At 41.1% G+C, this 24,414-nt stretch carries 15 protein-coding genes; 12 read left to right on the forward strand and 3 right to left on the reverse strand.

Annotated elements, in window-relative coordinates; genetic code table 11:
- Position 1: 1 nt before the first annotated feature.
- The gene (locus KTI79_RS11085; protein WP_032054292.1) at positions 2-3,700 is read right to left on the reverse strand and encodes a UvrD-helicase domain-containing protein; all 3,699 of its coding nucleotides are present in this window, start codon (positions 3,698-3,700) and stop codon (positions 2-4) included.
- A 3-nt stretch (positions 3,701-3,703) separates the two neighbouring features.
- Positions 3,704-7,339, reverse strand: coding sequence for an exodeoxyribonuclease V subunit gamma (locus KTI79_RS11090; RefSeq protein ID WP_086376314.1), 3,636 nt, complete (start codon positions 7,337-7,339; stop codon positions 3,704-3,706).
- Positions 7,340-7,507: 168 nt separating this feature from the next.
- On the opposite strand from KTI79_RS11090, the gene KTI79_RS11095 reads away from it, so the two are divergent.
- Complete coding sequence (locus KTI79_RS11095) at positions 7,508-8,014, forward strand: hypothetical protein (protein WP_016142355.1); 507 nt, start codon at positions 7,508-7,510, stop codon at positions 8,012-8,014.
- A gap of 22 nt (positions 8,015-8,036) precedes the next feature.
- On the opposite strand, the gene KTI79_RS11100 is transcribed toward KTI79_RS11095, so the two are convergent.
- Complete coding sequence (locus KTI79_RS11100; RefSeq protein ID WP_032054290.1) at positions 8,037-9,455, reverse strand: phosphate--AMP phosphotransferase; 1,419 nt, start codon at positions 9,453-9,455, stop codon at positions 8,037-8,039.
- Between the two features lie 209 nt (positions 9,456-9,664).
- On the opposite strand from KTI79_RS11100, the gene KTI79_RS11105 reads away from it, so the two are divergent.
- The 11 genes from KTI79_RS11105 to KTI79_RS11155 all read left to right on the forward strand — a co-directional run bounded on the left by KTI79_RS11105 (position 9,665) and on the right by KTI79_RS11155 (position 24,414).
- Positions 9,665-10,372 (forward strand): FFLEELY motif protein, encoded by a 708-nt coding sequence (locus KTI79_RS11105; protein ID WP_086376313.1) that lies wholly within the window; start codon positions 9,665-9,667, stop codon positions 10,370-10,372.
- Between the two features lie 147 nt (positions 10,373-10,519).
- Positions 10,520-11,467, forward strand: a complete 948-nt coding sequence (ubiE, locus tag KTI79_RS11110; RefSeq protein WP_002114829.1) for a bifunctional demethylmenaquinone methyltransferase/2-methoxy-6-polyprenyl-1,4-benzoquinol methylase UbiE — start codon at positions 10,520-10,522, stop codon at positions 11,465-11,467.
- Positions 11,468-11,478: 11 nt separating this feature from the next.
- Positions 11,479-12,147 carry an SCP2 domain-containing protein gene (locus KTI79_RS11115; RefSeq protein ID WP_032054288.1) on the forward strand — a complete coding sequence of 223 codons (669 nt, stop codon included), beginning with the start codon at positions 11,479-11,481 and terminating at the stop codon, positions 12,145-12,147.
- A 12-nt stretch (positions 12,148-12,159) separates the two neighbouring features.
- A complete protein-coding gene (locus tag KTI79_RS11120; protein ID WP_031966347.1) occupies positions 12,160-13,779 on the forward strand; it encodes an ABC1 kinase family protein in 1,620 nt (539 codons plus the stop codon).
- Positions 13,780-13,903: 124 nt separating this feature from the next.
- Positions 13,904-15,217, forward strand: a complete 1,314-nt coding sequence (locus tag KTI79_RS11125) for an FAD-dependent oxidoreductase (protein WP_032054287.1) — start codon at positions 13,904-13,906, stop codon at positions 15,215-15,217.
- Positions 15,218-15,371: 154 nt separating this feature from the next.
- Complete coding sequence (gene hisIE, locus KTI79_RS11130) at positions 15,372-16,145, forward strand: bifunctional phosphoribosyl-AMP cyclohydrolase/phosphoribosyl-ATP diphosphatase HisIE (RefSeq protein ID WP_032054286.1); 774 nt, start codon at positions 15,372-15,374, stop codon at positions 16,143-16,145.
- A gap of 9 nt (positions 16,146-16,154) precedes the next feature.
- Positions 16,155-17,657, forward strand: coding sequence for a UvrD-helicase domain-containing protein (locus tag KTI79_RS11135; RefSeq protein ID WP_016144176.1), 1,503 nt, complete (start codon positions 16,155-16,157; stop codon positions 17,655-17,657).
- Between the two features lie 23 nt (positions 17,658-17,680).
- Positions 17,681-19,072, forward strand: coding sequence for an AAA family ATPase (locus KTI79_RS11140; protein ID WP_032054285.1), 1,392 nt, complete (start codon positions 17,681-17,683; stop codon positions 19,070-19,072).
- Between the two features lie 316 nt (positions 19,073-19,388).
- A complete protein-coding gene (locus tag KTI79_RS11145; protein ID WP_032054284.1) occupies positions 19,389-22,238 on the forward strand; it encodes a monovalent cation/H+ antiporter subunit A in 2,850 nt (949 codons plus the stop codon).
- A complete protein-coding gene (locus tag KTI79_RS11150) occupies positions 22,235-22,603 on the forward strand; it encodes a Na+/H+ antiporter subunit C (RefSeq protein ID WP_002115033.1) in 369 nt (122 codons plus the stop codon). The genes KTI79_RS11145 and KTI79_RS11150 overlap by 4 nt, the downstream gene beginning before the upstream one ends.
- A complete protein-coding gene (locus KTI79_RS11155) occupies positions 22,603-24,414 on the forward strand; it encodes a monovalent cation/H+ antiporter subunit D (protein ID WP_032054283.1) in 1,812 nt (603 codons plus the stop codon). The genes KTI79_RS11150 and KTI79_RS11155 overlap by 1 nt, the downstream gene beginning before the upstream one ends.

Raw genomic sequence — 24,414 nt, forward strand, 5'->3', positions numbered from 1 at the left:
TTCATGCTATTTTATCCTCAGCAAAATACCCCAAAATGGCATCAAGACGAAGAATAAATTCGACGCTAGGTTCCCAATAATAATACCCCTGCTCCGCTTCACCATTCATACCACGTAAATAAAGATAAGTTGCCCCACCTAAATGTTGCTCAATTTGGTAATCCTGCATTTTGACTTGCAAATAACGATGTAATGCAACGAGATATAAACCTGCCTGTAGCCAGTAACTTGCTAAAGACATGCTTTGGGCAATGCTATCGCTACGATAATCTGCAAGATCATCCCCTAAGTAATTACTTTTATAATCGGCAATGTGGTAACGATGACCATCAAAATAAACCAAATCGATAGAACCATTGAGATAACGTGCTGAACGAGCTTCAAGCAGTTCTGGCATATGCAAACCATACTCAGCAAAAAGCTGCTGAATACGTGTCATAGCTAAAACCCGATCTGAAAGAGCCAAATAAAAAGGAAACTCTGATAAATACTGATCTTGTTGGAGCTGATTTAGCCGGAAGCCTTGATAAAGCGGTGTTCGCAAAATATCCTTTAACCACTCTGCAACTGACTGGTAAAGCAGATTCTCGGCGTCCTCTTGGTCTGGGAAGCTCTCGTTATATTTATTAAGTAAATCTTGCCAAAGGCTACTATAGTCATTTTTAAAACGACGACGTATTTCTATAACCCATTCATCTGAACATTGAAAATCAATATGCTCAAAGATTTCATGTAAGAAATTACCGGCAAGCGTTCCTCGCGGAAAGTTACTCTTTATCCAGTCAATCGGCTGAGCACTGCTTGCTTCTGCAGTATTGATTAAGTCCAACTCATCTTCTGCCAATACAGCATCATTGCTCTGGCTGGCCAATAAATCTGTGCCAGCCTTATGTTTTAAATGCTGTGCCAAGTAACTGAAACTGGTTTTCCCTCTCGAATAAAAACGTTGTTCAGGAAACCGTTTTGCTTGTATTTCAATAATACTGGTTTGCTTGGTTAAATGAATTGCTTGTGGAATCTGTTCCAAAACCATTTCATCCGTACAGCAACGGTGTTGAAAAGGCTCAGCTCTATTTTTCCAAAATGCGAGTCCTGATACCGATTTACCATCAAGATCTTGTAAGACAGCATAGACACGATGGCTTGCTCGGGTGAGCGCCACATACCAAAGACGATTCTGTTCAGCGAGCGCTCGTTCTTCGTGCTGCTTAAGTTCTATTTCATTCAAATAAGTCTTGTCAGCAATCGCAACGACACGTTGAGTCAAAGTCTGGTTTGAGTCCGGTTTGACAATATTTTGGGTCGAAAAATTGAGTGTTTTATTATTTTCTCGAAAGGGCTTATCTGCACCTAATAAAAATACAATCTTAAATTCCAGCCCTTTTGACTGGTGAATTGTCATGAGCTGAACACCAGCTTCACTCGATAATTTACGTTCTAATTCCCAATCACGGTCAAGAGGAGAACGCAACTGTTTGAGATACCAGTGATAAAGGTTCTGAGCACCTGAGTATTTCTCACTGTGCTGACTCAGAATTTCAGTTAAATGACGCAAGTTCATCACAACCCGTTCATTATCTTTACTTTGAGCTGCAACCAAATTTTGCCATATATCAAACTGGATGAGGCATTGTTGCCATGCCACTAAAAAGCCTTGAGCGGACCACAACTCTCTAATCGTGTCAAAACCAGTCATAAACTGGCTTAACCCTTCGGCTGTCTGCTCAAGTTGCAAGAGTTGTTTTAAATCCATGGCAAATAGACGGCTAATCAAAGCTCGCTTCACTTTTGCCTCATCGTAAGGATGAAGTATGGCGGTCAGCAAAGCCCCCACGTCTTGAGCAATCGTACAATCGAAAACACTTCGTTTTGATGGCCTATTAACCCGAATTCCTAAACGTTCTAGCTCAAATTGAACTTTATCCAGCCCATCATGATTACGAGACAATACCGCAATATCATCTTCGTTTAAGGTTTGAGTCTGAGCATCTTTTTGAAAATATAGTTGTCCAGCATGTGACTGGTTGAGTAGATCTCGAATCTTCCAAGCAACTTGCTGAGCCTCTTTTTCTTTATCTTTGAGCATTAACCAGCGCAAAGGGTGAGGATTATGATTATTCTGCTCAATCAGTACAGGATGAGACCGAGTGCCTGCTCGAATTGGATCATATTGAACTTCTTCACCAAAGTCGATTTGCCTTTGAAATAAGGCATCGACCACTTCAACCAGATCAGCAACAGAACGATGGTTATGAATTAACTTATATTCACGACCATGTTTAGCTTGAATATCTTTATAGGCATTTAAGAAGGTGAGCATATCCCCACCGCGGAAACCGTAAATCGCCTGTTTACGGTCGCCCACCATGATCATGCAACCTTTTTTGTAGCGCTCTGGATGGCGCCAAATGCTCGCCAGCATATCGTCTTGATCTTGGTTGGTATCCTGAAATTCATCAACCAAAATTAAAGGATATCGAGCCTGCACAAATACAGCAAAACGTTGCCCCTGCTCACCTTTTAAAGCCTCAGAAAGTGTACGAATTTGCTGAGAAAAAGTAGTTTCACCTTTATTTTGTAAAACCTGAGGTAAACGTTTTTTAACTTCTACACATAAATAGGCTTTTAAATAAATATGAAGCTGGTCGAACTGCTCGGCGTAGTTTTTCAGCACACCAAATAGCTTCTGAATTTGCTGAATACAGGAATGCTGATAGAAACCATCTGAAATTTCAGCAGGACATTTCTTAAAAACTTTTTGATCAGCAAGTTGGCCTAAAAACTTAAAAACAAGTTCTCGTTGTGCGGTTAATGACCCATCAAAAATTAAAATAATGTCGCTTTGCTTTAGAACTTGTAGTAGCTGCGGTAAACATTCACTAAATAGTTTATTAAATGCCCCATTTCTAAATACTGTCCCGCTCACATGTTTATAGTGCTCGCCATCAAGCAAGTAATATGCTTCTAAAAGGCTGATATCAATTTCTGTCGCTAATTGTTTGAGCTGCGTAAGTTGTTCAAATTGAATGGTTGGTTTTTCGGGAAGTTTAAAATGAGCCGAACTAAAATTAAGTGAGTCTTCAACCAGTTTAACAAAACTATCAACACTCTTAAGCTCACCTGCCAAATACAACGCATCAATCACGGTTTGAGGTTGAGACTGTATCCATTCACGTAAAACATCATGAATCAGTTGTCGGCTATAGGTTTTGGCATCATCGGTAATTTGAGCACGTTCAATTTTGCCACTCTCAAAAGCAAACTCACGTAATAGTTTTTGGCTAAAGCTATCGAGTGTTCCGACAAATAACTCGTCTAACTGATCTATAACCAATTTTAAACGTTCACACGCATAGGCAATACGCGTCGCAAAATGCTTTAGAATATGCTGGAGTAATAAGTCAGGTTCTTGCTCTGCCTGCGTAAGTAATTCTTGTTCTGTAAAACTACGCTTGGCATCTAAATAACGGTACGTTTCAACCAAACGTGCACGAATACGGCTTTTTAACTCAGCAGCAGCAGCACGGGTAAACGTGGTCGCAATCACTTGTCTAGGCAAGTATTTTTCAAGAAAGATACGGACCATCAAACTTGATAAGGTATAGGTTTTTCCTGTACCAGCCGAAGCTTCAATTAAGTGTAAGCCACTAAATTCAATATCAATAATAGGTTGATAAGACACCTGTACTCTTGAGTTCATGCCTTACTCCGAATGTTGAAATTGAAAAACCGGATGATACAAATCATACGCAAACTCATCACAAGCATGTTGAAGCAAAGCTTGCGCATCTTGTTCTTGCAAAATAAAGCTCCAGTCTTGATGCAACTTGCAAGCTTCATTTTGAGTCATATCCATTGTGGTAAATGACCCTGTCTCATTCCAGTATTTTAACAGCTCTGTATAACTCTTCTCATCCAGTTTTGCTTTTTCTGTCTGATTTGTTGTTTCCCACTGATATGCTTTAGCTTTTTCTAGCGGCTTTAATAATAAGGCTGCTGGTAGAACCAAAGGTTGTTGCTGTGCATGGCGCCAGATTTTAAACCATGGCTGTAAATATTGCCGAGCTTGCTCAGAACTAATCCCACTACAAATCACAGTTTGATCGCTAAAAACCACAATACGGCGCTTTTCAGTTCCTGCACTTCCCTCATTTAAGTAAGCTAACCAGAGTAGATATTCTAACCAGACTTTAGCGCGTCTTTTTGCGCGAGCGCTTGAAGGCTCCATACTCACCCAGTCCTGAGTTTCAGACTTCGGAACGGTAATATTCATATGAAGCTGTTTAGCAATTCGCCAAATACGCTGAGTCGTTGGTGTCACTGCTGGTGCATAATGGTGAAGGCGTTCAAGTAAACATTCTTGCTCAAACACACCTTGTTGCCATGCGCTATATTTGACTTTACCTACAGGTAACTGATCAATTAATACTTCAGGTTGTGCTTGCTGTTCAGATTGTTGTAAAAAATGTCGAATCGCATAGCGCCCTAAACCATCTAATAATAAAGGTTCATTTTGGTCGAGCACTCCGACACTTCCTAAGTTTTCTACCCCTAAAGTTTTCAAATATAATCGTGCAGGGAATGTCACATCCTGTATCCACTGCTGGCTTTCTAAAACCAGTATGTCAGGTATTTGTAGCGGATAGGTCGTGTTCGCCCAAGGCTGACGGTTTCCTGAGACTTGCTGAATTTGTGTAGCGACCTTAAACCAGTGATCTTGATAACGAATAACACGCTTCTCTACAGTAAATCCTTTCGGGTCAAAGGGCTGTAAATCATGGAAGTGATGGAGTTGTTTTAACTGTGAAGGTATCTCAATCCCTTCAACAACTATATTTTCAGGTTCACCATCTTCAGCTTTCACAATCAAGGCAAGATGTTCACGGAACTCTTGAAGAATACTGGAAGGTTCGCGTACCTCGCCATCGTTCACATCAAAGCCGTTATAAAACAGCCATAAATTTTCTTGGGCTAATAATAAAGCATCTAAAAAAGCACCTTGATCATCTTCAAGTCGAGAGCGGTCACCTAACTGTTGGCGTAGTGCATCCATCAAATCAAATGGAACGTGGGTATCACGGTTTGGAAATTGCCCTGCATCAAGATTTAACATGACCTTTAAGCGATAAGGTAGCGGCCGAATATGTCCAATTTGGGCAAAGGTAATTTGCCCTGTCGGTTCAGCTTGTGCACTTTGGCTTTCTAAAGTCCGTTGAATTTCTTCAATAATATAAGGCAGAGGCAAGGTAATTTTGCGCAAAGTTCCTGTTTCTGCCTCGGCGTAATAACTTGCGAGCGTTAACATTCGTTCTTGTTTTTTAACAATTTCCCGCACAGCTTTTAAAGCAGCAACACCGACCTGCTCAAATTCAACAATATCTTTGCCTAGCACTTGGAGCCAATATTCAACAGTATAGACTTTTCCTTGTTCGTGCAGAGTTAGCCAATCACGGCGCTCATTCAAATCTTGATAAATCTGAATAAGTGTACCAACCAACTCAAAATCACTGGGCTGAACTTTGGCATAACTCAACACTTGATTGAACGTTGCATGCACAGGTACAGCAATGCCAAGGGCCAATCGCTCTAAGGCAAATTTAAAGCTATATCGATAATCATTATCCTCTTCACACAAACTGCGCTTGAGATGCTCTGCATCCAGCCCTCGTTTAAAGCCCGCATCGGCAAGTAAATTTAGAATTCGCTCAACCTGAACATACTCAAGTTCGTAACGCTGCTGGGTCGCATGCAAACTTAACCAGTCAGCAAAATCATCAAAGCTAAAACGCCCCTGCATCAGCTGAATACGCCCAATCACGGCACGCCATGCATTAAGTGCATCAAGTGATGCAACACCTGCAATTTTCACAGGCAAATGCACCCCCTGTTCAGTGGCAGTAGCGGGAAATACACTTCGAATTAGAGGCTCAATATCAGCCAAATTAGGAACTAAAACTAGAATATCGTTTGGGCGGCGCGGCTGCTCATGTGGTTTAGCCAACCAGCCAATCAACTGCTCTTTTAATACTTCAAGCTGACGTAAAGTCGAATGACAAACATGAATCTGAATCGAGTCATCGTCTGGAGCGAGTTCATATTGTTTCGCTTGCGGTTCTACCAAATGTAAAATATCTGACTGAACTTTACCGAGTAAACTTTCTGGAAAATCATCTACAAAAGCATCCACCCACTTACCTTCTTCGCCCGTGGACAAATTTGATAATAGCGAAAAGTGGTCGCGGGCTTGCTTACCCAATCTGGTTAAAAGCGGATGTCTGGACTCACGCGCTTCAGCATTAAAGTTGAGTGTGAATTTATTAAAAAACTCACTAATTTCAATGTCTGTAGCCTTCGGATTTTTCGCAATAAACCGCTCTTTTACCCCTAAGTCATAACGCTGCTTCCAGAGTGGATCGACACTATCGGCCCAATATTCTTGTGAAGGGTTATAGTGCAAAATCAAGACATCAATGTATTGCCCTAAACGGCGCAAAAACTGTAATTGGCTTGGCGGTAAATCTAATAACGTAAAGATCACCACCTGATTAGGTAATCTTGAAATAGCACGCTTACTGCGGTCCGGATGCTCTAATTCTTGCCAAAACAACTCATCAATTTGCAGCATCTGCAAAAAGTCATCATGAAAATGTTGTTGCCACAACCAACGCTGCCAGCGTTCTAGCTCTTGCGTTTGATGTAATGCAAAAGCAGTCACTTCTTCATCTTTTTGTACAATATATTTTTCAATATCTAATGATCGGCCCTGGCCCCAAGCAGACAACCAATTTTCTGGACAGGTACAACTATTTTCACACCCACGCTGGCACTGTCCGCGATAAATCATATAGTTGCTAAATAAATCGGCAACCTGCTCAGCGACCCAATACAGCATTTTTTGTTTTTTTAATTGTTTATCTATGCCTTGTTCGAGTCGATCTGCGCTGTCATAAATACGCTGAACAATAGAATGTAAAGGATGCGATGAATCTATGCTTATCGTCTCAGGTTGGATAAATTCGTGCAAAGCCTGATGCACCCGCCATTTAAAAATTAAACGGGGGATGTTGGCTTTACGGACCTGCTCTTTATGTGCAGTTAAAACTTGCTGATAGGCAAACCATTGGAAACCTCGTACCCGTTGGTGAAACTGGTAATTGGCACTCATGCCTTGCTGTTCTGCAAGTTTTTGTATCAGCCACTGCTCGACCGCAGGACTTGGAACAATAAAATGTTGGGTTTTCAAAACCTGTAATGGATGCGTTGAAGCTTGAGATGTAGACGCCAATACACCTTGCAACAACACATCAATACGTTGACTTTGAATAACATGGATCCCCATTTATTTCATTTCCTGCTTGCATAATTTATGCACAAAATCATAAACATTCATTACTATACAACTGAATCTGACTATGTCACGTTGGTTTAAACACAGCATAATTTAACTTAAGGTGTCACTTACACTTGGTTTGAATGACGCCATCAAGAACTTATACAGGTAGACATTATGAAAATTGACAAGATTCCTGACTATATTGATCCTAGCCTAAATCTGGAACAAATTCGCGATGAGTGCCATGATCTCATCAAAAAAAGAGCTTACGTCTCAGCCGGAGCGGCAATTGTACCGATTCCTTTTTTTGACGTGGCGGTAGATTTGGGAATTTTGTCGCACCTGATTCCAGATATCAATTCCCGTTTTGGTTTAGCACCTGAACACGTGAGCGTTTACGACCCAAAAACTAAAACTATTCATTGGGATGAATTACGTAAACGCGGTTTTGAATTTTCAGGTTTTGTAGTCGCACGTACTACCGTTAAAAAAACATTTAACGGCTTTTTGGGCAAAATCGTAACAAAACAGGTGACTAAATTTATACCGCTAGGCGGACAAATTGTAGCAGCAAGCTTAGGTTATTTCATGATGAAAAAAATAGCAGAAACTCATCTGAATGACAGTTATAACCTTGCAAAACGTATTCAGCAAAAAAGCCGTGGTACAATTGTAAATTAATATGTGCATTTTAGCTGAGAGCTTAGTCTGCTCTCAGCTGTTTTAAAACTGCTCTTAATACTTCCAGACGTGCAGTATATTTATCATCAGTTGCGACAATATACCAAGGTGCGTAGTTAGTACTGGTCCGCTCAAACATATCTGCGGCGGCTTTTAGATATTCGTCCCACTTATCACGATTACGCCAATCTTCCGCAGTGATTTTAAAGCGTTTATGCGGTGTCTCTTCTCTGGCCTTAAAACGCTGCTCTTGTTCGTCTTTACTAATCGCCAGCCAAATTTTTACTACAACCGTTTGACTATCAAATAAATCCTTTTCAAAGCGGTTAATTTCATCATAAGCACGTTGCCATTCTAAAGGCGAAGCAAAACCTTCAACTCGTTCTACCAGCACTCGGCCATACCAAGTACGGTCAAAAATTGTAATTTTTTCGGCTTCATTAATGCGGTTCCAAAAGCGCCATAAGTAAGGATGCCGAGCTTCAAAGCGTTCAGGTGCACCAATACAATGAATATCGTATTCTCGTGGGTCTAGGTTTTTAACAATTCGCTTAATGGCCCCGCCTTTACCGGCAGCATCCATACCTTCAAAAGCAATCACGACATTGCGTTTATCAAAACGCATGGCATCGGCAATTTTTTTACTCAGTTTATCGAGCTCTTTTTTGTATTCGGCTTTTTCAAGTGGTTCATTAGAAGGTTTTAATAAAATCTCTGGAATTTTAGCTTGCTGCCATTTTCCTTTAACTTCAGTTTCATGCTCTGGAAGTTGACGCATGTGTTGTAAAAGATATTGAGCGAAAAACTGATCACGCTGTTTTTCATCTTCGCCATCAATAATGTACCAATCGTCGGTAAAGCGACGGCGTAACTTTTGCAAAGTGTCATATTGTTTTTTATTACGCCAGTCTAGGCCGTGAAGCTTATGCCAATGTTGCTCTGAGGGGTCTATTTTGTCTAAACGTTTTTGTAGTGATTTCCATGAAAGATCAAACCAGACTTTAATAACATCGACATAGTTATTTTTTAAATCTTGTTCAAATGCCCGCATATTTTCAACGTATTCATCAAAGCGCGCTTCATCTAAAGGTTCGGAAACATGTGTCGCGGTGACGAGCAAATCGCTATACCAGTTGCCGAACATCACCACAATTTGACCTTCAGTCGGAATAAACTCTGAGTAAGATTGCCAAAATGCCTCACTATCCGTCAGCACACGTGGCGCGTCTGCTTTGACTCTTAAATATCTTGGATCTAGCCATTCACGAAGTTGCTTAACCGCTTCCCCTTTTCCAGCCAGTTCAATACCACTCATTAAAATGAGTGTGCTTTTAGCGTTGGGTTTGCCCCGACTTTCTTTTAACGCATATTGTGCTTCAATCAAATCGACTGAAAGCTGTTCTTCATCACGAATCTCAAATTTTGGTTGTTGTTCACTCATAGTCCACGGCTCTAATCTTTTATTGTTTAATTTCGATGATCTTTAACTTATGCGGTTAATTGATGAATTGCTATACAAATTATGTCATTGCGACAAAAATCTGCCTAAGAATTGACGCATGAATCATTTTTTTTACATCTACTCGCCATAGTACAAGGTTACAATGCCTTTTATGATTTTTTGCAAATAGCCCAATATTAGAGCCTTAAATGTCTAAACTCGCTGCTTTTGATGATCTTTTACAACAATATAAAACATTTAATTATCATGATAATCCTGTGCTTGCCCAACGTTTGCAAGATGTACAAACATGGCTAAAAGAGCGGATGAAAGATACGCATCACGACTTTTTTAATTTGCCAGCACATAAGCTCATGTCAGAGTATTTTTTAAATCGTTTATATGGCGGTCCAGAGTTTGATGCTTTGGCAGCTCAAATTGAACGCCTATTGAAATATGCGCATAAAGCCGAAAAAGTTTTACCTGAAAATGCAATTAAAACAGGCACTAAATCGGTAAGTTTAGCTGTACTTGCAACTCAACTTGATGAGCAAGTAGCAATACAACTTCTTGAGGACTATCCGGCAGATACCGTACTCAATGATGAGATTATGCGTTTAACCTTAATCAAGCTCGATCAAGCAGAAGCGCGTTATCAACAGCTTGCCCTTCTTGATGATTTAGGAGCAGCGCTCGATAAGTACATGCGCTCATTTATGATGTTTACTGCTTTTAAAATGTGTAAAGGTATAGCCCAAAAATATCACTTCGAATTGATGTATGATTTCATTCAAGATGGTTTTAGTGCGATGAAACCGTTAAAATCAGCCGAGACCTTTATTAAGACTTTTACTGAAAAAGAACGCCAGATTATTGAAAATGTACATTCAGGGCATCCGAATTCGTTTAGAGTGTGATAAGGTCGGCACATAGAAAAACTCAACCTCGCGAAGTTGAGATTTTATTCATTATATTTGCATGGTGATGCCTGTAAAAATAGACAAAATCTGTCATCATGCAGAACTTATTCCGTTTCACTTGAGTTTGAGTCTAGGAGAGACAATATGTCTAACGAAAACCAAAAGCCAACATCTCCAACTGAGCAGGCACAAAGTTCAGACAAAGTTAGCCCATTCCTAAGCTCACCTTTACCGCAAGGTACACCTCAAGGGCAACAGCAAACTTTACAGCAAACCTTAACAGACACACCTGTGAATGGTTCTGTACCTAAATACAATTTACCTCGTGGTGCTGGTAATACTGGCAATGTTGGGGAAACAACACACTTTGGTTACTCAACAGTTAGAACTGAAGATAAAGCACAAAAAGTTGCAGAAGTTTTCCACTCGGTTGCAAGCAAATATGACTTGATGAATGACTTGATGTCATTTGGTATTCACCGTTTATGGAAGCGTTTTGCAATTAATATGTCTGGTGTTCGCCGTGGTCAACACGTGTTGGATATTGCGGGTGGTACAGGCGACTTAGCAAAAGTATTTAGCCGTGAAGTTGGTCCGCAAGGTCATGTTGTACTTTCAGACATTAACGAATCTATGCTCAATGTTGGTCGTGACCGTTTAATTGATGCGGGCTGTACCAATGTCGATTTTGTACTTGCCAATGCAGAAACATTAGAACCTTTTGCAGACAACAGCTTTGACCTTGTAACAATCAGCTTTGGTTTACGTAACGTGACAGATAAAGACGCAGCACTTGCTTCTATGTTCCGTGTGTTAAAACCAGGTGGCCGTTTACTGATTCTTGAATTTTCTAAACCTGTATTTGAGCCATTCTCAAAACTTTATGACCTCTATTCATTCACCGCTTTACCGATTATGGGTAAATTGGTTGCGAATGACTCAGAAAGCTATAAGTATTTGGCTGAATCAATCCGTATGCACCCAGACCAACGTACTTTAAAAGGTATGATGGAAAATGCTGGCTTCCAGAACTGTGACTATCACAACCTTACTGCGGGTATCGTTGCTGTTCACCGTGGCTTCAAACTGTAAGGGATAACGATATGTGGTCGATTCTGGCACTCGGTGCAGTCGAACGTATCATTCATCATCTGATCGATCTGGATGCGGTTACACGCATTCAGCTTAATCAGTTACAGGGCAAAATGTTGCGTGTTGTGATTGATAGCCCGCAACTTTCTGTCGATGTATTCTTTGACCAAGAAAAAGTACGTCTTGAACCTACCGTAACAGGTCATAGTGAAAAACCTTCTATTTTTGAACAGCGTCCTTTTGATGCGCAATTCAAAATTTCTGAAGCAACAGCAACTTTGCATGTTAAAGATGTCGTTGAACTAATTAAATTATTGGTCAGCGATCCAGACCAGATTGGGAATATCCCGCTCCAAGGTGATTATCACCTCCTACAGGATATTCAAAAGATTATGCAGCAAACTGAACCTGATTTAGCTGCGCATTTATCAAGATGGGTGGGTCCTCAACTCGCTCATGAAATTGGCAAGATTCAACTTGCACCAAAACATTTAAAACGCTCCGTGCAAAGCCATCTATTTTTCGCAGAAGACGCATTAAAAGAAGATAGCGGCCTATTTGCCCCTCGCTGGGAAATGGATGACTTAACTCAAGCAACTCGCAAGCTTAATCAAGACATTGACCGTCTAGAAGCAAGATTGCAGCAACTCAATGCACAACTACAACCCTCTCAAGACTAGGTAAGATTGTATATGATTCCGCACGTTTCACGTTTACTCGAACTTTGGCGTATTGCAGCGCACTATAGACTCGATACGTTGTTCCCTGCGGATGAACTACCAGTTAAAGCTCAACGTGCATTAAGTGTTATTAAAATGCACCCAGCTGCATGGTCAAGTCGCGAACGTAAAAATCCTTTAAAGCTCAAAGAAGCTTTAGAAGAGATGGGGCCGCTTGCAATCAAGCTTGGTCAATTACTGTCAACTCGACGTGATTTAATTCCACCTGAAATACTCGCTCAATTGGTCTTACTTCAAGATCAGGTAAAACCTTTTGATAGCAATGTTGCCAAACAACGTATTCAAGAATCGTTAAAAGCTGACGTAAATACCTTGTTTGCACGATTTGATGACCAGCCATTAGCTGCCGCATCAATTGCCCAAGTTCATACTGCTGCATTGCATGATGGTCGCGAAGTTGTGGTTAAAGTGACTCGCCCTGATATTCGCAATCAAATCTTACAAGATTTTGAAATTTTGGCATGGTTAGGCAACACGCTAGAAAGCCGCCTTGAAGCTGCTCGTGCGTTGCATCTCACCGAAATTATTCAAGACTACCGCCAGATCATTTTAAATGAACTGGACTTGAGTATTGAGGCTGATAACACACGTCGTATGCGCCATTACTTTACTGGCTCAACCATGATGTATGTACCAGAAGTCTACATGGACACCAAAGATGTCATGGTGGCTGAGCGCATTACTGGTGTGCCTATTTCAGATACGGCAACCTTTGACCGTCTAGGCATGGACCGCGCACAACTTGCAGAAAAAGGATTAACCATTTTCTTTACGCAAGTCTTCCGCGATAACTTTTTCCATGCAGACATGCACCCTGGTAACGTCTTTGTAGAAACCATCAACCCAAGCAATCCACGCTTTATTGCGCTGGACTGTGCGATTATGGGCGAGCTATCTAAACACGACCAGATGACGGTTGCCCGCATGTTGCTTGCTGTGATGAACAGCAACTTTATGCAGCTCATTCAAATTGTGCATCAAGCTGGCTGGATTCCACCGGGTACAGACCAAGATGCTCTCGCACGTGAAATGCGCCGTACTGTTGGGCCAATGGTATCTAAACCAATGGACCAACTTGATTTTGCGGGTATCTTAATTCAAGTCATGGATATTGCTCGACGCTTCCATCTTGAGATACCACCACAACTCATGCTGCTACTCAAAACTTTAGTGCATGTAGAAGGCCTAGGGACTGACCTTTACCCGCAGCTCGACATCTGGAAATTGGCAAAACCAATTTTGACGGAATGGGTCAAATCCAACATGAACCCAGTCAAAAATGTAAAAGAGCTGGGCCAGCAGTTACCTGACCTGCTTTTAGGTGCTCAAGATTTCCCTAGTTTAATTATTGATAGCTTAAATGGTTTAAAAAATCAGTCTGCTTGGCAAGACCGTCAGTTACGTGAAATTCAGCAACTTCGTTTGCAAATGGAACACCAACAACGCCGCAGTTGGATGTTCGGTAGTAGCATGCTGATTTTACTGACTATTGCGATTATTAGTCCTTGGTTTGTCTCGATTATTCTAATTGTGCTGAGTAGTTTACTAGCGCTTTGGCGCATCTTGAAATAAGTTCAAAATCCCTTGCACTGGCAAGGGATTTTTTTATGGAAAAACTTTAATTTTAAAAAAATTTATAGCTCAACTATTCATTCATTGCTAAATTGAACCCATAAATGCTTCAAAAGAATAAACAATGAAAACACCTCATTTTGCCATTATTGGTGCAGGCACGGCAGGTTTAGCCACTGCGATTTTGCTCGCCCGTGAAGGCAACCACGTTACTATTTTTGAACAAGTTGATGAGTTATCTCCGGTAGGTGCAGGTTTACTGCTACAACCTGCGGGCTTAGCCGTATTTGAGCACTTAGGTGTGCTCGACAAAACCCTAACCTTAGGTGCGAAAGTCACAGGCTTAGAAGGACAACTTCCAGACAAGCGTCTTTTAGTTAACAGTCACTATCGCGAAGCATCAACAAATCTTTATGGTCTAGGTATACACCGAGCCACTTTATGTCACGTTCTCACTCAAAAACTTAGCGAGTATTCAAGCCAGATTACTTGGCGTATGAACCACTCTGTTGAACGTTTTGAAGAATGTAACGATGAAGTTCGGATATTCGGAAGTCATCAAAACCAAAAGTTTGATGCTCGCTTTGATGCCATCCTTATTGCCAATGGTGCTCGTAGTCAATTAAAACCTAAAGCATGGGTAAAGGTTGACCAAGCTTATCCTTGGGGGGCCGCGTGGAGTATCGTACCTGAGTGCCAAGTGCTCGATTCTGAAATTCTGCATCAATTTTATGATCGCTCGAAAATTATGATGGGAATTCTTCCTACAGGAGCAGTTCCAACCGAACCTCAACAGCGCCTTTCAAGTGTATTTTGGAGCTTACCTAAGCCACAATTACAAAGCTTTTTGCAAGATGAGCAGGCTAAACAAGCTTGGTTAAAGCAAGTCTCTGAGCGTTGGCCCACAGTTGCAGAATGGCTAAAAGAGATTTTATATAACAGTCCAACTCAGCCCAAATGGTTATCTGCAAACTACCGTGATGTCGTTATGACTCAATTTGGTCAAGGTCGAATTGGGGTGATTGGAGATGCAGCTCATGCGATGAGCCCACAGTTAGGACAAGGGGCTAATATGGCATTATTGGATGCTTGGGCTTTTTCTCAATCATTGCAACAAGCTCAAAAGAACCAAAATATTGATTGGTCCCTACTCTGGCAGTATTATCACCAGCTTCGCCGTTCATCTACCCAGTTTTATCAATTTCTCAGTCGTTTACTAACACCACTTTATCAATCTGACCATTGGTGGGCTGGAGGTTTAAGAGATTTAGTTTTCCCTTGGATGTATCAGATCCCTTATTTTCGAAAAGAAATGGCAATCACAATTTCAGGCTTAAAAACAGGGCCATTCCAAAAACTTGATTATGATCGAGTAGCTCAATGGCCTAAAGAAAACAGTGCTTTTAATTTAAAAAGTGAATCTCTGTCGGACTTTTAAAAGCAAACGTATTCAAGCTACTCATTAGGCTGACAAAGACAAAAAGGACAAAGAATTTTTCCTAAAACTGACGTTGATGCCGTACACTATACAAGCTATTTTTTAGCATCTGATTGAAATCAATTTATAGTTCCTATTTCTTTGGTGATTCCTCATGAATAACACGCAATGGCTCGATGAAGTAAAATTTAACGAACAAGGTCTTATCCCTGCCATTGCTCAACATCATCAAACCGGACGTATTTTGATGGTGGCGTGGATGAACCGTGAATCACTTGCGCTCACAGCAGAAAAAAATCAGGCTGTTTATTTCTCTCGCTCTCGCCAAAAACTCTGGCACAAGGGTGAAGAATCAGGTCACTTTCAAACCGTCCATGAAATTCGTTTAGACTGCGACGGCGATGTAATTATATTACAAGTTGAGCAACATGGCGGTATCGCGTGCCATACAGGTCGTGAGTCTTGTTTCTATCGCAAACTTACCCCACAGGGCTGGGAAATTGTCGATGCACAATTAAAAGATCCTAATGCAATTTATGGTGACAAAGCCAAAACTGAAAGCCACGACCATACTCACACTACTGAACAAGTTGATGTACTTGCTCACTTAGGGCAATTGATGCAAGAGCGTAAGCAAGCAGAAGCTGATACTTCATATGTGGCAAGCCTCTACAAAAAAGGCATCAATAAAATCTTAGAAAAAGTCGGTGAAGAAAGCGTAGAAACGATTATCGCTGCCAAAGACTACGCTGCTCAAAATACAGAAAGCAATTTAAATGACTTGATTTATGAAACTGCTGATTTGTGGTTCCATAGCATTGTCATGTTGGGTTATTTCGATCTTAATCCACAACTTATTATTGACGAATTAGCTCGTCGTCAGGGTTTATCTGGTTTAGTTGAAAAAGCTAACCGCAACAAGGTTTAAAATCACTCAGTGTCGAATATCGAAAAACCTAAAGCCACCTATGAGCAAGCCATTGCCATAGATAACGCACGTCTTGGGCAATCATTTAAAGTGATTGCCTATGCGGGTACAGGTAAAACTACTACGTTACAAATGATTAGTGATGCCATGCCTGAACGGCGCGGTATGTATCTAGCATTCAACAAAGCCATTGCTGGTGAAGCACAAAACAAATTTCATCGTAATGTGGACTGCCGTACTTTTCACTCACTCGCTTTTCGCAGTGTGCCACGAGGTGTGACCGATAAATTACGCTTGCCTCGCTTAAGTCCAAGCTTTATTGCCAAAGAATATCGACTAGAACCGATTACCTTACGGCGCATGATGGGTGGACGTTATGAAAAATACGTCTTGATGCCAAGTCGCCTAGCGAGCCTTGTCGCCAATGCAGTGAGCTATTTCTGTTCGACCAGTTCTCAATATCCAGCGCCTCGACATATTCAGGCGCCAAACTGGTTACATCCAGACGATATTACTGCACTTCAAACCCATCTTTACCCTGCTGTTGAACGCCGCTGGTTAGAGTCCATCGACCCAAATCATCAGGCAGGAATTGGTCACGATATTTACCTCAAACTTTGGGCATTATCTGAACCTAACATTCCAGCCGATTATGTGCTATTCGATGAAGCACAAGATGCTGACCCTTTAATGTTGGGTATTTTACTTCGTCAGAAAAATACTCAGGTCATCTATGTAGGTGATGCACATCAGCAAATCTATGCGTGGCGTGGTGCGATTAATGCAATGCAACAATTGCCGCTGCCAGAGTCTCGCCTCACTACTTCTTTTCGTTTTGGTGAAACGATTGCCGACGTTGCCAATGCATTGCTGGGCGGCTTAAATGAAACTGTTCCCCTGCTTGGTAATCCAAACCAGAAATCAAGTGTTGTAAATAAACCACACACTAAAATGCGTGATGCGATTTTATGTCGTACCAATGCTCGGGCAATGGAGCTTTTATTAGCAGGTTTAGTTCACGGCGATAAAGTAAGTCTGCAAGCTGATCATCAAAAACTAAACCGTTTTGTAGACGCTGCCAGCCTCTTAAAGCAAGGAAAACGGGTCACGGATGTGCCTGAATTAGCATGGTTTAATTCGTGGCATGATGTCCATGAATACTGTGAAACCAATGAAGGTAGTGACATTAAGCCATTAGTAAAACTGGTCGATGACCACGGCACTGACCCACTAAAAAAAGCGCTTGCAAAGATTACGCCACTTGAGCAAGCTGACTATGTCATCTCTACAGCCCATAAAGCGAAAGGCTTAGAATGGAACCGCGTTCATATTGAAGATGACTATCAATTTAAAATTAATGGGTTAGAACACAAGATTACTGATGAAGAATTAAGACTACTGTACGTTGCCTGTACTCGTGCTAAAGTAAGTCTAAATATCCATCATCTTTATGATCTGATACAACAATTAAAACTAAGGGCGCCTTTAAGTCTTCGTCAGTCGGTTGGTTGAAGCGCTCATACTTAGGTGAGCCTATGAAACTTGAATCTGTCCAATTTAAACATATTGCTCTGTTTCACGACCTTAAAATACACTTTCATTATGACAAACAGCCGATCACCTTAATTTTAGGTGAACAAGCCACTGGTAAAAGTATGTTGCTCAAACATACTTACCATGCTTTAACTTGGTTGCCCGCTCGTCTTAAAGATTTACGCAGTCCGGGAATTGTCACTCCCGATCAAGACATTACCCAGTCGCGCCTACAATCAAAAATTGAAGTGACTATTCAAATTCCTTCAGAAATTGGCCACTTGCCAGAAAGTACCTCTGCTCAGCAGGTAGATTCTTCGCTGTGTAGCTGGAAACTTTTTAAAACCTTAAATGCAAGTGGTATCGGAATGAGCCAAGTTGAAACTCAGCAACTTGATCAAACCATGGCGCTTTATCAACAAGTTACAAAAAAAGATCCACTGCAAGGACTTCCCTTAATCGCTTACTATCCAGCCGAGCGATTTGTAAATGAAGTCAATCTTTTGAATAAAAATTTACCTGGTATTACCCAAGCTATTTCAGCCTATGACATTAGCCCGCTACCGTTCACAACGTTTGCGCGCTTTTTTGAATGGTTACGAGAAATTAGCGATATCGAAAATGCGCAAGCCGCTCACCTCGTACAACGGATTAGGTCTAAGCAATCAGATCAGCAAGATCACACAGAATTATTAAATGAGCTTCAAAAAGAATTATCTGGGCAACCTAAACAGCTTACTTCACCCAATCTCTACGCTCTCAAGAACGCATTAAATATAGTTTTACCTGAGCTTAAAGATATCTATTTACAATATCAGCCTCGGTTGCAACTTATGGTTGATTATGAAGCTCAAACCTTACCTTTTCAGCAGCTTTCAAATACAACCAAAACTTGGATTGCTTTAGTAGGCGATATAGCCCGCAGACTCTGTTTACTCAATCCATTAAGTTTAAATCCTTGCCTTGAAGGAGACGGCGTTTTACTCATTGACCAGATTGATGCACAGCTCGACTCAACACATTGCTCCGAGATCTTAAATCGACTTCATCAAGCATTCCCACGCCTACAAATTATTGCAACAGGAAGTCGTGAAGAGTTACTCGAACATGCTTCAACCTATCAATGTCTAAAATTAGAGCACGGTAAAATTAGCCATCTTGATTTAAACACCACCAAACAACAGCTTGAACATATCTATACCTTACTTCAAAGAAGCGAACCTTTAACATCACCTATAGAAGTACAGCCTCTAAGCTTAATAGATCCGACGCCAGCACCAGCACAGATTGAAATTTTATTTCAGCAGATTCAGGGTTTAAATGAACAACAAAAAAATGAATTATTAAAGATGATCCATGCGGGAGATACCCCAGAAGAAAGCTCTTCGGTTTGAGTTTTATAATCCCTAGACTGCCTTTTTATAATCAAAAAAATGCTCTCACAAAATATATGGTGGAGGAAGGTTTTTTAGGCACTAAAATAACTAGATGTTGTTACTACATGTAATAACATCAGATTTTCAATGCTTTTTTAGTGTACAATAAATTTCATTTTGCGTTTTTATTCTTCAAGTTGCGCAATACAACTTGTTTCTCGCTTTATTTTCTAATTTGGTTGGGTTTTCGGAATAATAAGCTTTGGAACTCTCTTTGAATTCCTATCTATTCTGAAATTAAAATTTCACCTTTAGGTTTCGGCCTAAATCACATATGGATACGAGTGTGCTACCGATAATTATCTTATTACCGTTAATATTAGGCACCACCCTTGTTTCATTGCTTCAACGGTTCTCGCGTGGAGTAACGGCTTTAGGGGCAATTGGAGTCAGTTTAACCAGTTTCGGATTATTACTGACTCAAGCTAAAACTGTGCTTGGTGGTGCAAGCATTCAACAAAGCTGGGATTGGTTACCTCAATTAGGGATTAATCTAAGCTTCAGACTCGATGCTCTTGGTTTATTATTCTCTTTACTTATTACCGGTATCGGTACACTCATTTATATATACGCCTATTATTATCTCGGCCCTAAAAATTCTTTAAGTAAACTCTATACGTTACTCATGCTGTTTATGGCAGCAATGCTGGGTATTTCGCTCTCTAATAATCTTATTATTTTATTAGTCTTTTGGGAGCTCACCAGTATTTCATCTTTCTTGTTAGTGGGTTATTGGAGTCATTATGAGGCTGCTCAACGTGGCTCTCGCATGGCACTCACGATTACAGGGATGGGTGGTTTAGCAATGCTAGGTGGATTTGTTCTATTAGGACAAATCACCGGAACCTATGAAATTAGCGAAATCATGGGTATGAAAGATGCGATCCAAGCCCACTCTCTTTTTATTCCAATGTTATTGCTAATTTTACTTGGTGCATTTACGAAAAGTGCTCAGTTTCCATTCCATTTTTGGTTACCTAACGCCATGGCTGCACCAACGCCAGTGTCTGCTTACCTACACTCTGCGACCATGGTAAAAGCCGGGATTTTTCTACTTGCCCGCTTACTTCCAATTTTTATAGGCGCTGCGCTTTATCATAATATCGTTACATTTGTCGGCCTATTTACGCTCTGTATGGCAGCATGTTTTGCCATTTTCAAAGAAGATTTAAAAGGACTGTTAGCCTATTCAACCATTAGTCATTTAGGGCTTATTGTTTGTTTACTCGGTATCGGTTCTCCTTTAGCAGTTGCTGCTGCTATTTTCCATATTATTAACCATGCAACATTTAAAGCAGCGCTGTTTATGCTTGCAGGGATTATTGATCATGAAACTGGCACACGTGATCTTCGAAAACTCAGTGGTATTTGGCAATTACTTCCTTTCACTGCCACACTCACCATGATCACCGCTGCCTCTATGGCAGGTGTACCACTCACTAATGGCTTTATTTCAAAAGAGATGTTCTTTACCGAGCTATTGGCAAATCTTTCAGGCTCAACGGTTATCTTTGCCAGCATCATTGCAACTCTGGCAGGTATCTTCGCAGTAAGTTATTCAATTCGCTTAGTGCATGGTGTGTTCTTTGACGGTCCAATTGGTAAACAAGTGCCAAATAAAGATGCACATGAACCACCAATCGGTATGCGTGCTCCAGCCATTCTTCTTGCTGTGCTTTGTATCTTGGTCGGCGTTCTACCTTCGTTATTGGTAGAACCACTGGTCAATAGCGTAACAAGAGCAAGCTTGATGCAACCAGAATTTGCGGGTACACACCTTGCAATTTGGCATGGATTTAACGCCCCTCTTGTGATGAGTATTATTGCTTTGGTTGGCGGTACGCTGTTCTACTTTGCTTTAGCAAAAGACGGCATGATTCGTAAAATTGACCTTGACCCACGTCTAGGCAGATTACAAGGCCGTATCTTATTTGATTTATTTTTAAAACATCTGCTGCTTACAAGCCGAAAAATCAAACAAAAAACTGAAAATGGTTCATTACAAAGTTATTTGTTCTGGATCATTGCTTTTAGCATCATCATGGTTACCATGCCTTTACTCAATCAAGGGTTGAGCACTGGTACACGTGAACTCACCCATGCCCCATGGATTGCTGTAGTTCTTTGGCTGACGTTGTTCTCAGGTTGCTGGATGATGCTCTGGTTCCACCATGAGCGTATTAAGGCAGTACTTATTAGTGGTGCAATTGGTCTAGTGGTAACGATGGTTTTCGTCACCATGTCAGCACCAGATTTAGCGCTGACTCAAATTACAGTAGATGTAGTAACCACTGTTCTCTTACTAATGAGCTTATCGTTACTTCCACAGCTCACACCGTATGAATCTCGTCGCTCTAGACGTTTGAGAGATGCTGCCTTAGCAATTATTGGAGGTTTAGGAATTGGCTGGATTACTTGGCTCATTTTAACCCGTGATCATAATTCGATTTCTTGGTTCTTTGCCCAACAGTCTTTACCACTTGGTGGCGGCTCAAATATTGTAAATGTCATTTTAGTTGACTTCCGTGGTTTTGATACCTTTGGAGAAATTACAGTATTAGGAATCGCTGCGATTGGCGCACTCTGTTTAATGGATGGTATGCGTGTACACGGTACAACCATGACCCCAGGTCTTACCTACCGTTTTAATCCATCTCCGCTTATGTTCCGTATTACGGCCTCTTGGGTATTACCTCTGGCGCTTGTCGTCAGTGTTTATATCTTTATGCGAGGACATAACTATCCAGGCGGTGGCTTCATTGCAGGTCTAATCACCTCAATGGCATTAATCATTCAATATATTGCACTAGGTCAAGATCAAGCAGAACAGCTGTTAAAAGCGAAGTCTGGCCGCCTTTACGAAGTCTGGATTGGCACAGGATTAACGATTGCAGGCCTGACTGGTATAGCAGCATGGTTCTGGTTACGTCCGTTCCTCACTAGCGCTCATGTCTATGTTGAATTACCAATTCTAGGAAAACTACATCTAGCTTCAGCTGCAAGTTTTGACTTGGGTGTTTATATCACCGTTGTAGGCGCGACAATGTTGCTCATCTCCGTATTAGGAGACTCTCGTCATTCGAGTATGTCCGGTCCTGTACCACATCGGGAGGAATCATCATGATCAGTTTAGAATTCTTACTGGCTTCTGCTATTGGTTTACTTGTTGCCACAGGTATTTATCTGATTTTACGTGCTCGTACTTTCCCTGTTGTGCTCGGATTGGCTGTAATCGGTTATGCAGTAAACCTATTTTTATTTGCTATGGGCCGATTACAAATCAGCTCACCGGCAATTTTAACTGAAACCACAAAAATAACCGATCCACTTCCTCAAGCGTTAGTGCTAACCGCTATCGTGATCGGTTTTGCAACTACAGCGTTTATTGTACAACTTGCGCTACGTAGCCGTTATGAATCAGGTAGTGATCATGTTGATGCTAAAGAAGATGCTTCCCCAACATACGACCCGCGTGAGGATGAGCCGTGATGTTTGATTTTTTATCTTTTTGGCAACAACACACGCCTATTTTTAGCATTCTCATCCCAGCATTTACTGCTTTTATCTTATTACTCTTAGGCAACCCTGGGGCAGGTGCTTTAAAAGATGACTGGCGCCAGCCATGGCGCCGTGGCATTAGCCTTGTCTCAGCAATTGCCGGGTTAATTACCGCTATTGTTTATCTTAGTTACGCCAGCACGGGGCAAATTACTGTTTACCAGCTAAGTGAATGGTCAGCACCATTTGGTATTGTGCTTGTACTCGATCGTCTTTCAGCTTTTATGCTGGCACTGACTTACGCATTAGCGGTACCAGTTTTATGGTATGCAAGCGACAATTGGGACACCCGTGGTCGCTATTTCCATGCCATGGTACATTTTCTATTAATGGGGATCTGTGGGGCATTTCTAACAGGCGACTTATTTAACCTTTTCGTCTTTTTTGAAATCCTATTGATGGCTTCGTATGTATTGCTCTTACATGGACAAGGCAAACCTCGTTTTCAGCTTGGCGTTCACTATGTCATTATCAATCTTTTAGCCTCTGCCCTTTTCTTAATTGGGCTTGGTATGATTTATGGCAGCGTGGGTAGCCTCAACATGGCGGATGTCTCACGTCTTATACCGACACTTGAAGCAGATCAGCATAAATTAGCAGTCGCTGGTTCCTTACTTCTCTTTGTTGTTTTCGGTATTAAAGCAGCAATGCTTCCTGTCGGTTTTTGGCTACCAAAAACCTATGCTGTTGCAAGTACGCCTGTAGCTGCAATTTTCACTATTATGACTAAAGTCGGGATCTATTCTATTTTACGTGTAAATGGAACAGTATTTGACGATGCGCTTAGTCAAGAAATCTTAAAAAGCTGGTTATTGCCTATTGGCTTAATTACTTCTCTTTATGGGGTGATTGCAGCAATTGGAGCAGATCGTTTACGTCGATTTGTCGGCTTTATGGTCCTTTCTTCAATTGGTACCTTGCTTACAGCAATTGCCATGTCTAATACGCAAGCATGGTCTGGTGCTTTATATTACTTAGTGCACAGTACATTGATCGGCGCAGCTTTTTATCTATTCTGTGGATGGATCACTTCACAACGTGGAGATTTTAAAGATCATTTAAAAGTTGCCCCAAGAATCAAACAAGAAAAAGCGGCTATGCTGACTTATTTCTTGATTGCGATGATGTTGGCTGGATTACCACCTTTTAGTGGTTTTCTTGGAAAAGTATTTATCCTACAAGCAACAGTTGAAGCTAGCTATCAAGGCTGGATTATTGGTGTTGTGCTTGTTGTGAGCCTATTAAGTATTATTGCACTCACACGTGTTGGTTTTATCTTATTCTGGCGCGCATCCCCTCCAGAAGAAGACCCAATCCACCCTGCTTATATTCTTTATCGTGCTTTACCGGAACGCGCACCACCACGTAACGATCAAGTCATCTATCTATTACTGGCTGGTTTAATCGCTTATGTTGTCTTTGCTGCACCCATTCAGCATTACACATTAAGCACCGCAGAGCAGATCCAAGACCATGCACTTTACCAACACTCTATTCTTAAAGTGGATAAAAACGGCGAAGTGATCAGTGTGCAGCCATATGACCCAGCTTACTTACCGGAAACTAAGTACGGTGGTGAAGTTGAAGATCATAATGCTTATCTTGTTCCAAATATTATTTCGAAAGATACGTTCAATGGCGAACATATTTCTGAATATAAACAACGACAAATTCAGCAACAGGACAAACTCCAAACGCCTACCATTGTTGATGAAAGTCAATTGAAACCTATGGAGCCATAA

The organism is Acinetobacter sp. WU_MDCI_Abxd143, from assembly GCF_025514195.1.
Classification (GTDB): Bacteria; Pseudomonadota; Gammaproteobacteria; order Pseudomonadales; family Moraxellaceae; genus Acinetobacter; species Acinetobacter pittii_H.

Coding starts and splice junctions, on each gene's coding strand:
- KTI79_RS11085 (WP_032054292.1), bottom strand. CDS start 3,700: ATGAACTCAAGAGTACAGGTGTCTTATCAACCTATTATTGATATTGAA.
- KTI79_RS11090 (WP_086376314.1), bottom strand. CDS start 7,339: ATGGGGATCCATGTTATTCAAAGTCAACGTATTGATGTGTTGTTGCAA.
- KTI79_RS11095 (WP_016142355.1), top strand. CDS start 7,508: ATGAAAATTGACAAGATTCCTGACTATATTGATCCTAGCCTAAATCTG.
- KTI79_RS11100 (WP_032054290.1), bottom strand. CDS start 9,455: ATGAGTGAACAACAACCAAAATTTGAGATTCGTGATGAAGAACAGCTT.
- KTI79_RS11105 (WP_086376313.1), top strand. CDS start 9,665: ATGTCTAAACTCGCTGCTTTTGATGATCTTTTACAACAATATAAAACA.
- ubiE (WP_002114829.1), top strand. CDS start 10,520: ATGTCTAACGAAAACCAAAAGCCAACATCTCCAACTGAGCAGGCACAA.
- KTI79_RS11115 (WP_032054288.1), top strand. CDS start 11,479: ATGTGGTCGATTCTGGCACTCGGTGCAGTCGAACGTATCATTCATCAT.
- KTI79_RS11120 (WP_031966347.1), top strand. CDS start 12,160: ATGATTCCGCACGTTTCACGTTTACTCGAACTTTGGCGTATTGCAGCG.
- KTI79_RS11125 (WP_032054287.1), top strand. CDS start 13,904: ATGAAAACACCTCATTTTGCCATTATTGGTGCAGGCACGGCAGGTTTA.
- hisIE (WP_032054286.1), top strand. CDS start 15,372: ATGAATAACACGCAATGGCTCGATGAAGTAAAATTTAACGAACAAGGT.
- KTI79_RS11140 (WP_032054285.1), top strand. CDS start 17,681: ATGAAACTTGAATCTGTCCAATTTAAACATATTGCTCTGTTTCACGAC.
- KTI79_RS11145 (WP_032054284.1), top strand. CDS start 19,389: ATGGATACGAGTGTGCTACCGATAATTATCTTATTACCGTTAATATTA.
- KTI79_RS11150 (WP_002115033.1), top strand. CDS start 22,235: ATGATCAGTTTAGAATTCTTACTGGCTTCTGCTATTGGTTTACTTGTT.
- KTI79_RS11155 (WP_032054283.1), top strand. CDS start 22,603: ATGTTTGATTTTTTATCTTTTTGGCAACAACACACGCCTATTTTTAGC.